At 71.7% G+C, this 12,047-nt stretch carries 7 protein-coding genes; 1 reads left to right on the top strand and 6 read right to left on the bottom strand.

The window, feature by feature from the left end:
• The first annotated feature begins 252 nt into the window (after positions 1–252).
• On the top strand, positions 253–1,728 hold the full coding sequence (locus DK412_RS28935) for a SulP family inorganic anion transporter (protein WP_109974803.1): 1,476 nt from the start codon (positions 253–255) through the stop codon (positions 1,726–1,728).
• A gap of 165 nt (positions 1,729–1,893) precedes the next feature.
• Here DK412_RS28935 and DK412_RS28940 read toward each other — a convergent pair whose 3' ends face one another.
• The 6 genes from DK412_RS28940 to DK412_RS28965 form a co-directional block, all read right to left on the bottom strand.
• Positions 1,894–2,532: a TetR/AcrR family transcriptional regulator gene (locus tag DK412_RS28940; protein WP_109974804.1), complete on the bottom strand. Its 639-nt coding sequence runs from the start codon at positions 2,530–2,532 to the stop codon at positions 1,894–1,896.
• Positions 2,533–2,613: 81 nt separating this feature from the next.
• Positions 2,614–3,999, bottom strand: a complete 1,386-nt coding sequence (locus DK412_RS28945; protein ID WP_245447341.1) for a cytochrome P450 — start codon at positions 3,997–3,999, stop codon at positions 2,614–2,616.
• A gap of 125 nt (positions 4,000–4,124) precedes the next feature.
• Positions 4,125–5,333 (bottom strand): phosphopentomutase, encoded by a 1,209-nt coding sequence (locus tag DK412_RS28950; protein ID WP_109974805.1) that lies wholly within the window; start codon positions 5,331–5,333, stop codon positions 4,125–4,127.
• Complete coding sequence (locus tag DK412_RS28955; RefSeq protein WP_109974806.1) at positions 5,330–6,949, bottom strand: ABC transporter ATP-binding protein; 1,620 nt, start codon at positions 6,947–6,949, stop codon at positions 5,330–5,332. The genes DK412_RS28950 and DK412_RS28955 overlap by 4 nt, the downstream gene beginning before the upstream one ends.
• A 73-nt stretch (positions 6,950–7,022) precedes the next feature.
• Entirely contained in the window at positions 7,023–8,480 is a 1,458-nt protein-coding gene (locus DK412_RS28960; RefSeq protein ID WP_245447342.1) for an efflux transporter outer membrane subunit, read from the bottom strand.
• A gap of 238 nt (positions 8,481–8,718) precedes the next feature.
• Entirely contained in the window at positions 8,719–12,003 is a 3,285-nt protein-coding gene (locus DK412_RS28965; RefSeq protein ID WP_109974808.1) for an efflux RND transporter permease subunit, read from the bottom strand.
• Positions 12,004–12,047: the final 44 nt, after the last annotated feature.

Consider the following 12,047-nt stretch of genomic DNA (forward strand, 5'->3'; position numbering starts at 1 on the left):
TGGTTGTTCCCTTGTGTCGTGCTACGCCCGTGGCCAAAACTTTAATCCCCCCGCCCGGTTGCGGCGCAGCGAAACTCCGTGCTAGGCCACGAATCATGATGCAGGATCGAGCCATACCGGTCTCGCGGCCCACGCCGCCGTAGCGCCCCGCTCTCCCGCGTCCTCTTCGCACGTCTGGTCTCTCGTGCCCGTCCGCTGCCCGCGGCCGGCTGGTCTCGCGCGCTTCGTCGCGCCACCCTGAAAGCTCTCCTCATGAATCTCGTCCGCCTGCGGCGCGAATGGGCGCCCGACGTCACGCGCGAAATCCTGGCCGGCACCGTCGTGGCGCTCGCCCTCATCCCGGAAGCGATCGCCTTCTCGATCATCGCCGGGGTCGATCCGAAGGTCGGGCTCTACGCCTCGTTCTGCATCGCCGTCGTCACCGCCATCGCCGGCGGGCGACCGGCGATGATCTCGGCGGCCACCGGCGCGATGGCGCTGGTGATGACGACGCTGGTGAAGGATCACGGGCTCGGCCACCTCTTCGCCGCGACGATCCTGACCGGCCTGATCCAGATCGCCGCCGGGGCGTTCAAGCTCGGCAACCTGATGCGCTTCGTCTCGCGCTCGGTCGTCACCGGCTTCGTCAATGCGCTGGCGATCCTGATCTTCCTCGCGCAGATGCCGGAGCTGATCGGCCGCGGGCCGGTCGTCTACGCGATGACCGCCGCCGGCCTCGCGCTGATCTACGGCCTGCCGTACCTGACGAAGGCGGTGCCGTCGGCGCTCGTCACCATCGTGCTGCTCACCGCCGTCTCGATGAGCCTCGGCCTCGGGATCCGCACCGTCGGCGACATGGGGGCGCTGCCCAGCGAGTTGCCGGCCTTTGCGCTCCCCTCCGTGCCCCTCACCCTCGAGACCCTGCGGATCATCCTGCCGTATTCTCTGACGCTCGCCATGGTCGGCCTGCTCGAGAGCCTGATGACCGCCGCGATCGTCGACGAGCGCACCGACACCACCTCGAACAAGAACCGCGAATGCGCCGGCCAGGGCCTCGCCAACGTCACCGCCGGCCTGTTCGGCGGCATGGCCGGCTGCGCGATGATCGGCCAGTCGGTGATCAACGTCTCGTCGGGCGGACGCGGGCGGCTCTCGACCCTGTGGGCCGGCGCCTTCCTGCTGTTCCTGATCGTGGTGCTCGGCCCCTACGTGGCGCAGATCCCGATGGCGGCCCTCGTCGCGGTGATGATCATGGTGTCGATCAACACCTTCCAGTGGCGCTCGATCCGCACCCTCGTCACCCACCCGACCACGTCGAGCATCGTGATGCTCGGCACCGTGGCGGTGGTGGTCGCGACCCACGACCTCGCCAAGGGCGTGCTGTTCGGCGTCGTCCTGAGCGGGCTGTTCTTCGCCCACAAGGTCACCCGCTTCTTCGCCGTCGCCTCGACCCGCGAGGGCGGAACCCGCACATACCGGGTCACCGGTCAGATCTTCTTCGCCACGGCGGAGGCCTTCCACGCCGGCTTCGACTTCCGCGAGGAGGATCTGTTGGGCGTCGTGATCGACGTGACGCAGGCCCATTTCTGGGACCTCACCGCCGTCAACGCCCTCGACCGGGTGGTGCTGAAGTTCCGCCACCACGGCGTGCCGGTGGAGATCGCCGGGCTCAACGCGGCCTCGGCGACGCTGGTCGAGACGCTCGGGACCCACGACAAGCCGGGGGCGGCGCTGGCGTCGGGGCATTGAGCGCCTGTTCGACGTGACACCACAGACACAATACCCACAGGGTCATTCCGGGGCCGCGCAGCGGAGCTTGGAATGACCTGGAGGGTCTGACTCCTGTCTGTGGAATCAAGTCTGCCGTTTCGTACCGGCCTGCGCCGATGCCTCGGGAACGACCGGCCGCCGCCCCTACCCCGCCCGGGCCGTCGCCCCGTGCACCATCGCGAGCACGCCGGCGCGCAGCAGATCGTACTTCGTCGGCAGTCCCGGGCCCGTCGGCAGCCGGCCGGCGGCGGACAGGGTCGCGATGCCGTGGGAGAGCGCCCAGACCTCCAGGGCGATGAAGCGCGGATCGACCCCGGCCGCGAATCCGTCCGGGAACGTAGTTTTCAGGGCCTCGACCAGAAGGCCGAAGGCATCGCGGTCGCGTGGGGCCTGTGCGGGCGGGCAACCGTCGGGGCCGAGGGGCCGGGCCTCGAAGATCGCCGCGTAGTAGCCGGGCTCCTCCTCGGCGAAGGTCAGGTAGGCCTCGCCCATGCGGGTGAAGCGCTCCAGCGGCGTGCCGGGGCCGCGGAGCGCCCGGGCGAGGCGGGCGGCGAGTTCGGTGAAGCCGCGCTCGGCGACCTCCTCCAGCAGCGCCTCGCGGCCGCGGAAGTGGCGGTAGAGCGCCGCCGGCGAGACGCCGACGAGGCGCGCCGCATCGACCAGGGTGAAGCCGCCGATCCCGCGCTCCGCGATGAAGCGGCGCGCGGCCTCGATCAGGGCCTCCTTGAGGTTGCCGTGATGGTAGCCGCGCCGGTCGGACGGGCCGCTGCGCCAGGGTCGCACCGTGTCACTGTCTCTCGATCGCCGGGCCGACGACCGGCCGCCTGCACAGCCCCATAGAGCATTTTCGCGCGGGCGGCAGGCTCAACCGGCGCGGCGCGCCAGATGAAAGCGCGGCACGTGGTCCGGCCGCACCGTCGTTGTCGCCACCGGCAGGACCGGCCGGTCGTCGGCGAGCCGCAGGTGGAACGCGCGGGCGAGGCGGGCCAGCACCAGGGTCGCCTCGGACAAGGCGAGCTGCGCGCCGATGCAGATCCGGGGGCCGGCGCCGAACGGCAGGTAGACGAAGCGGTCGGGCTCCGGGCGGTCGAGGAAGCGTCCCGGGTCGAAGGTCTCCGGCCGGTCCCACCAGCGCGGATTGCGGTGGAGCACCCAGGTCGGGATCATCACGATGCTGCCGGCCGGGATCTCGGTGCCCTCGACCACGCTCGTCCGCGCGGCGCGGCGTGCGATGACGTAGACCGGGGGATAGAGCCGCAGGGTCTCCTGCGCCACCGCCTTCGCCAGCCGTAGCGCGGGCAGCGCCCCGGCGGCGCCCGTCTCGGACAGGTCGAGCCCGGCGGCCTCTTCGGCCAGCGCGTCCTGCATCCCCGGCTCGCGGGCGAGCAGGGTGCAGGCCCAGAACAGGGTCGAGGCGGTGGTCTCGTGGCCGGCGACGATCAGGGTGCCGACCTCGTCGGCGAGGAGCCCGCCCGGCGCGTCGCCATGGGCCTCGATCAGGAGGTCGAACAGGTCGCGCGGCGCGCCCTGCGCCCCGAATCCTTGAGCTCCCTGCTCGCGCCGCGCCTCCAGCACCGCCCGCACCAGCCGGAGCCAGCGGCGGCGGAACAGCGCCCGGCGCGGGCTCGACGGGGTCGGCCAGCCCGGCGGCAGCAGGAAATCGGCCACGGTCGGCTTGCCCAGCCGGTCGAGGTAGCCGGAGACGAGGGAGCGGATCTCGGCGCCGAGCGCCCCGGTCTCCAGCGAGAACATCGAGGTGGTGGCGATGTCGAGGGCGACGCGCTGCATCTCGCTGCGCAGATCCGCGGGTGCGCCGAGGCCGGCCTCCAGCCGGCGGCAGGACTCCTCCGCGCTGCGGGCGACGAAGCGCAGCATCATCGGCAGAGTACGGGGCGTGAAGGCCGGGGCCAGCACCTTGCGCTGGTGGCGCCAGGCCTCGCCGTCGGCGAGGACCAGGCCGCGCCCGGCGATCGGCCCGATCACCCGCCGGCCGGCGGGCAGGCGCGCGAAGTCCTCGGTGGCGGTGAGGAGGACCTGCCGGGCGCCGGCCGGGGTCGAGAGCAGCACCATCCGCCCACCCCCGGGCAGCGGGATCGTCACCGCCGGCGCGTCGAGGCAGGCGCGGGGAAACGCCTCCAGGGTGTTGCGCCGGAAGGCGCCGAGGAGCCGGAGCCAGCCGACCCGCTCGGCGAGGGGCGGCACCGGCGGCACGTAGCCGGGCGCCGTCAGGGACGAGAGGGCATCGGACAAGGGGCGGTTCTCCGGTGCGCCCGAACGGCGGGCCCGCGAGGGTTGAGTGCACCTCACGAAACTCCCGCTGCGCTGTCGTCGCCGCAGCGAGCGACGACGGCGTTCGGGAATGTCGTGAGAGACACTTAAGCGAGCCGCTCCGCTTCCGCCACGCCGAGGTGACGCGCCACCATCCGGCCGATCTCCGGGAAGCCCAGTTGCCCGCGGGGACCGGGGGCGATGCCCGGCCCGAAGACGATCACCGGCACCTGCTCGCGGGTGTGGTCGGTGCCGCTCCAGGTCGGGTCGTTGCCGTGATCGGCGGTGACGAGGCAGAGGTCCCCGGGCCGCAGGACCGCCCGGATCTCCGGCACCCGCGCGTCGAAGCGCTCGAGCGCCGCGGCGTAGCCCGGTACGTCGCGGCGATGACCGTACTCGGTGTCGAACTCGACGAGGTTGGCGAAGACCAGGCCGCCCCCGGGCAGGTCGGTCAGGGCGTCGAGGGCGGCGGTGAGGCAGGCATCGTTGCCGCCGGGCTTGATCTCGCGGCCGGTCGCCCGGTGGGCGAAGATGTCGCCGATCTTGCCGACGCTCACCACCGGCCGCCCGGCGGCGGCGAGGCGATCGAGGAGCGTGTCGGCGGGCGGCGGCACGGCGTAGTCGCGCCGGTTCGCGGTGCGGGCGAAGCCCGACGCGGCATCACCGATGAACGGCCGGGCGATCACCCGGCCGATCCGGTAGGGGTCGCAGAGCCGGCGCGCGACCGCGCAGAGGGCGTAGAGCCGGTCGAGCCCGAATGCCTCCTCGTGGGCGGCGATCTGGAACACGCTGTCGACCGAGGTGTAGCAGATCGGCCTGCCCGTCCGGACGTGCTCCGCGCCAAGCTCCTCGATGATCGCGGTGCCGGAGGCGTGGCAATCGCCGAGGATGCCCGGCAGCCCGGCCTCTTCGATCAGGGCCTTGGTCAGCTCGGCCGGGAAAGCCGGCCGCGTCGCCGGGAAATGGCCCCAGGAAAAGTCCACCGGCACCCCGGCGATCTCCCAGTGGCCCGAGACCGTGTCCTTGCCCTGCGCACGCTCGACCGCGTGGCCCCACGCGCCCGCGACCGGTCCGGAGGGGCTGAGGCCGGGCGGCATCCGGCCGCTCGCTCCTTCCGCCGCGAGCCCGAGGCCCAGCCCGGCGAGGTGCGGCAGGTGCAAGGGGCCGGCGCGCAATCCCGCCCGGTCGCCGTGCCCCTCGATGCAGGCCTCGGCGATGTGGCCGAGCGTGTCGGCGCCGGCATCGCCGAACGCGGCCGCGTCCGGCGCGCCGCCGATCCCGACCGAATCGAGGACGATGAGGAGCGCCCGGCTCATTCGCGCACCGCCCCCACCGGGGCCGCGGCGAGGTCGAAGGCGGCGGAGAACAGGGCGCGGGTGTACTCGGTGCGGGGGCTGGCGAAGATGTCTTCGGCCGCGCCCTCCTCCACCACCTGGCCGCCCTGCATCACCATCACGCGGTTGGCGAGCGCCCGCACCACCTTCAGGTCGTGGCTGATGAACAGGTAGCCGAGGCCGCGCCGGCGCTGGAGTTCGCGCAGCAATTCGACGATCTGGGCCTGGACCGACATGTCGAGGGCCGAGGTCGGCTCATCGAGGACGACGAAGCGCGGATCGAGCGCCATGGCCCGGGCGATGGCGATGCGCTGGCGCTGGCCGCCGGAGAATTCGTGGGGATAGCGGTCCATGGCCGCCGGATCGAGCCCGACATCGTCGAGCGCCCGGGCGACGATTCCGCGGCGCTCGGCGTCGCTGCGGCCGGTCCCCTGCACCTCCAGCCCCTCGGCGACGATCTCGGCCACCGACATCCGGGGCGAGAGCGAGCCGTAGGGATCCTGGAACACGACCTGCATCTCGCGCCGCAGGGGCCGCATGGCGCGGGATGACAGGCCGTCGATGCGCCGGCCGAGATAGACCACCGGCCCTTCCGAGGCGGTCAGCCGCAGGATCGCGAGACCCAGAGTGGTCTTTCCCGAACCCGATTCGCCGACGACCCCGACCGTCTCGCCCTCGCGGACGCTCACCGAGACCCCGTCCACCGCCTTGACGTGGCCGGTGATGCGCCGGAGCAGCCCGGTCTTGATCGGGAAGTGGACCCGGATCGGCCCGGCCTCGACCAGGATCGGGGCGCCGTCCGGGACCGGGTTGCCGCGGCCTCGCGGCTCGGCGGCGAGCAGGCGCCGGGTGTAGTCGTGCTGCGGATTCGAAAAGACCTCGGCGACCGGGCCGGTCTCGACGATGCGGCCCTGGAGCATCACGCAGACCCGGTCGGCGACGCGGCGCACGATGCCGAGATCGTGGGTGATGAACAGCATCGCCATGCCGAGGCGCGATTTCAAATCGGCGAGCAGCGAGAGGATCTGGGCCTGCACGGTGACGTCGAGGGCCGTCGTCGGCTCGTCGGCCACCAGCAGGTCGGGCTCGCAGGCGAGCGCCATCGCGATCATCACCCGCTGGCGCTGCCCGCCCGACAGCTCGTGCGGATAGGCGCCGAGCCGCCGTTCCGCATCGCGGATGCCGACGAGGTTCAGGAGTTCCAGGGTGCGGGCGCGGGCCGCCTCGCCGCTCATCCCCTTGTGCAACCGCAGCACCTCGCCGACCTGCTCGGCGATGCGGTGCAGCGGGTTGAGCGAGGTCATCGGCTCCTGGAACACCATGGTGATGTCGGCGCCGCGCACGGCGCGCATCTCCGGCTCGGCGAGCGTCAGCAGGTCACGGCCCTTGAACAGGATCCGCCCCTCCGGCACCGCGCCGTCGACGAGGCGCAGGATCGACAATGCCGTCACCGACTTGCCGGAGCCCGATTCGCCGACGAGGGCCACGGTTTCGCCCGGCGCGATGGCGAAGGAGACGCGATCGACGGCGCGGGTCTCGCGCCCGCCCTGGCGGAAGGCGACGGAAAGGTCCTGGACGGAGAGGAGCAGGTCGGTCATCGGCTCGGAGATAGGGCGGCGGCGCGCCGGTGGACCGGTTTAGGTCATTCCCCGGCGCGCGCAAACAACCGCGCTACTCATCCACCCGCGGGGCCTGGCCGCTGTCGATCGGCAGCGGCCGGAAAGCTTTCAGCTCCTCGCCGCTCGGCAGGCTGCGCGTGTCCCAGCCGCCGCCGATCGCGCCGATCAGCGACACCGCGTTGGTGAAGCGGCTGAGGCGGACCTGCAGCTCCGTGACCTCGTTGTTGAGCTCCAGCGCCTGGGCGGTGACGACGGTGGTGTAGTTCTGGGTGCCGGCCCGGTACTCGTTCAGCGCGATCTCGACCGCCCGGCGCGAGGATTGCACGGCCAGTTCCTGCGCTGCCTGCTGGCGGGCGAGGATGCGCTGGCCGGCGAGACCGTTCTCGACCTGCTGGAAGGCGGTGAGCACCGTCTGGCGGTAATTGGCGACCGCCGCATCGTAGGCGGCCTCGACCGCCTGGAGGGCCGCCGTACGGGCGCCGCCGTCGAACAGCACCTGGCTGCCGGAGGCCGCCACCGACCAGAACGAGTTGGCGGCGGCGAAGAAGTTGCGCGCCGGATCGCCCGCGATGCCGCCGCTCGCCGACAGGGTCACGGTCGGGAAGAACGCCGCCACGGCGACGCCGATCTGGGCGCTCTGCGACTGCACGGTCCGCTCGGCGAGCGCGATGTCGGGCCGGCGCTCCAGCAGGTCGGAGGGCAGGCTGACCGGCACGGCGGGCGGGCGCGCCGGCAGGCTGCCGCGGGCGAGCGACACCTCGGAGGGCGGGCGGCCGATCAGCGTCGCGATCGCGTGCTCCAGGTTCGCCCGCTGCAGCCCGACCGCGATGGCGTTGGCCTGGGTGGTCTGGAGCTGGGTCTGGGCGGTGATGACGTCGGAGCGGGCGGCGACGCCGGCATTGTACTGGTTCTGGGTGATGTCGAGCGAGCGCTGATAGGCCCGGGCGGTGCGTTCCAAGAGGCTCTGGAGCGATTCCTGGTAGCGCAGCTGGTAATAGGCGGTGGCGAGCTGTGTCTGGAGCGCGAGGCGCACGGAGGCGAGGTCGGCGGCGCTGGCCTGGGCGGCGGCGACGTCGCTCTCAATCGTACGGCGGATGCGCCCGAACAGGTCGAGCTCCCAGGTCGCCGAGCCTTGCAGCGTCACGGTGGTGCGCTCGACCCCGCCGGTGCTGGCGCGACTGATCGAGGGTGCGCCGAGCACTGTCGGAAACAGCTGGGCGCGGGCCTCCTGCACCAGGGCCCGGGCCTGCCGGTAGGCGGCGACCTGGGCGCGCAGATTCTGGTTGTCGACGTCGATCAGGCGGATCAGCCGATCGAGGCTGGGATCGCGGAAGACGCGCCACCAGTCGCCGCGCTCCGCCTCGTCGAGGGGCCGCACCGGCCGCCAGTTGCGCGGCGGCATCGGCCGGGCACCGCCCTCCTTGAAGGCGGGGGGCGTCTCGACGGTGGGACGGGCATAGTCGGGGCCGACGAGGCAGCCGGCGAGGAGAAGGGGGAGCAGAGTCGCCACCGCCAGATGCAGGGCGCCACCCCAAACCCTCCCCCTCTGCGGGGGAGGGTGGCCCGTGAAGCGGGCCGGGAGAGGGGCAGCGCGACGCTGATCCAGCCGGCGCCCGTCGTGAATGGCGCGACCTCTCCGGAAACGGGGTTCCCCTCTCCCGCCCCGCTCCGCGGGGCACCCTCCCCCGCAGAGGGGGGAGGGTTCGGATGCGCGTCGCCGTCCAGCATCATTCGATCGTCGAAGACAGTCATTCGGCCGGCAGCGCCCGCGTGGCGGAGCCCCGGCGGCGGCCGACCCAGAGCCGGAACCGGTCGAGGTACAGGTAGACGACGGGGGTGGTGTAGAGGGTCAGGACCTGGCTCACGATGAGGCCGCCGACGATGGCGATGCCGAGGGGACGGCGCAGCTCGGAGCCCTCGCCGCCGTCGAGAATCAGCGGCAGCGCGCCGAGCAGCGCGGCCAGGGTTGTCATCATGATCGGCCGGAAGCGCAAGAGGCAGGCCTCGCGGATCGACTCCCGCGGGCTCAAGGAGCGGGTGCGCTCGGCGTCGAGGGCGAAGTCGATCATCATGATCGCGTTCTTCTTCACGATGCCGATGAGCAGGATCACCGCGATGAGGGCGATCACCCCGAACTCCTCGCCGGCCAGCATCAGGGCCAGGATCGCCCCGATGCCGGCAGACGGCAGGGTCGACAGGATGGTCAGCGGATGGACCCAGCTCTCGTACAGGATGCCGAGCACGGCGTAGACGGCGAGCAGGGCCGCCAGGATCAGCAGCGGTTGGCGCGAGGACGAGGATTGGAAGCTCTTTGCCGCGCCGGCGAACTCGCCGTGGATCGTCGCCGGCATCCGCAGGTCGCGCATGTGGCCGTCGATCGCCGCGGTGGCGTCGCTCAGGCTCTTGCCCGGCGCGAGGTTGAACGAGAGCGTGGTGGCGACGAACAGGCCCTGGTGGCTGACCTGGACCGGGGTCGAGCCGGCCTCGAAGCTGGCGAAGGCCGAGAGCGGGACCATCGTCTCCTTGGCGCTGCTGACCGCAGCGCTCGACGAGGCGCTGGAGCGCCCGGCCGAGGCGATGGAGTTCGTCGCGGCGTTGCGGGCCGAATCGGTCGCGACCTGGGCTGCGGCCGTGGTCGCATCGGTCGTCGCGGTGGCGGCGCTCGCCACGGTGCCGGCGACCGCGTTGGAGGTGGCCGAGCCGCGGGCCCGGGCGCCCGAGGTCGAGACGTAGATGAGCTTCAAGGTCTCCGGGTTGTCGAGGTAGCGCGGCGCGATCTCCATCACGACGTAGTACTGGTTGAGCGGATTGTAGATCGTCGAGACCTGGCGCTGGCCGAAGGCGTCGTAGAGGGTGTTGTCGATCTGGTCCGGGGTCAGGCCGTAGCGGAAGGCGGTGGGCCGGTCGATGACGAGGCGCGTCTCGAGGCCGCCCTGCTGCTGGTCGGAGGTGACGTCGGTGAAGGTCGGGTCCTTCTGCAGGGCCTCCAGCAGCTTCGGGGTCCAGGTGTAGAGGTCCTCGCTGGTGTCGCCCTGGAGGGTGTACTGGTATTGCGAGAAGCTCTGGCGCCCGCCGACCATGAAGTCCTGGCGCGGGAACAGGTAGAGCCGGGCGCCCGGGATCCCCGAGAGTTTCGGCCGCAGGCGGCCCATCACGTCGCTGATCGGGTCGCGCGCTCCCAAGGGCTTGAGCCCCACGAACACGTTGGCCGAGTTGGTGCCGCGCCCGCCGGTGAAGCCGACCACGCTCTCGACCGCCGGGTCGGCCTGGACGATCGCGGCGGCGCGGCGCAGCTTGGCGCTCATCGCCTGGAACGAGATGCGCTGGTCGGCCTGGATGCCGCCGATCATCTGGCCGGTATCCTGCTGCGGGAAGAACCCCTTCGGCACGATGACGTAGAGGTAGACGTTGAGCACCACCGCCGCGAGCAGCACCAGCATCACGGTCACGCCGTGGCGCAGCGCCCAGTCGAGGGTGACGCGGTAGCCCGACAGGAGCCCCGTGAACGCGCCTTCGAGGATCCGCGCCAGCAGGCCGGGCCTCGCGCCGTGGACCTCGGCCTTGAGGAACCGGGCGCACATCATCGGCGTGGTGGTGAGCGAGACGACGAGGGAGATCAGGATCGCCAGCGACAGGACGACGGCGAATTCCTGGAAGAACCGCCCGATGATGCCCCCCGCGAGCAGGATCGGCAGGAACACCGCGATGAGCGACAGGCTCATCGACAGGACCGTGAACCCCACCTCGCGGGCGCCGAGCAAGGCCGCCTCGACCCGCGAGCGCCCGTCCTCGATGTGGCGCTGGATGTTCTCCAAGACCACGATCGCGTCGTCGACGACGAATCCGGCCGCGATGATGAGCGCCATCAGCGAGATGTTGTCGAGGCTGTAGTCGCACAGCCACATCGCCGCGAAGGTGCCCACCAGCGAGATCGGCACCGCCACCGCCGGGATCAGGGTGGCGCGGGCGGAGCGCAGGAAGCCGAACACCACCAGGATCACGAGGCCAACCGAGATGATCAGCGTGCGCTCGGCCTCCGCCAGCGACGCCCGGATGGTGAGCGAGCGGTCGCCGGTGACGATCAGCTCGGTGTCGCCGGGGAGCGCCGCCTTGAGCTGCGGCAGCGCCTCTTTCAGGCGGTCGATCGTCTCGACGACGTTGCCGCCGGGCTGCTTGTAGACGATGAGCAGCACGCCGCGCTGGCCGTTGACGAGGCCGAGGTTGCGCCGGTCCTCGACGCCGTCGATCACCTGGCCGACGTCGCGCAGACGCACGCCGGCCCCGTTGCGGTAGGCGACGACGATGTCCTGGTAATCGGCGGCCTTGCGGCCCTGGTCGTTGGCGTAGAGCTGGTAGCGCCGCTCGCCGGCCTCGATCGCGCCTTTCGGTGAATTGGCGTTGGCGCTGGCGAGCGCCGCGCGGATGCCCTCGAGCCCGATGCCGTAGTTGAACAGGGCGTGCGGATCGAGCTCGACCCGCACCGCCGGCAGCGACGAGCCGCCGATCTCGACGTTGCCGATGCCCTCCAGCTGCGACAGCTTCTGGGCGAGCACGGTCGCGGCGGAATCGTAGAGCGTGCCGGGGCTGAGCGTCTTCGAGGTGAGGCCGATGATCACGATCGGCGCGTCGGCCGGGTTAAACTTGCGGTAGGTCGGGTTCTGGCGGAGCGCCGTCGGCAGGTCGGCGCGTGCGGCGTTGATCGCCGCCTGCACGTCGCGGGCGGCGCCGTTGATGTCCCGGTCGAGCCCGAATTGCAGCACGATCCGGGTCGAGCCGACCGAGCTCGTCGAGGTCATCTGGTCGACATCGGCGATCTGGCCCAGCCGCCGCTCCAGGGGCGCGGCCACGGTGGTCGCCATGGTGTCGGGGCTGGCGCCGGGCATCTGCGCCTGGACCAGGATGGTCGGGAAGTCGATCTGCGGCAGCGGCGCCACCGGCAGCCGCACGAAGGCGAACAGGCCGGCGAGGAGCACACCCAGGGTGAGGAGCGTGGTCGCGACCGGGCGCAGGATGAAGGGGGCGGAGAGGTTCACGGGGTGGCCCCGCCCTCAACCCTCCCCCCTCTGCGGGGGAGGGT

It is taken from the genome of Methylobacterium sp. 17Sr1-1 (genome assembly GCF_003173775.1).
In the GTDB taxonomy this organism is placed as follows: Bacteria; Pseudomonadota; Alphaproteobacteria; order Rhizobiales; family Beijerinckiaceae; genus Methylobacterium.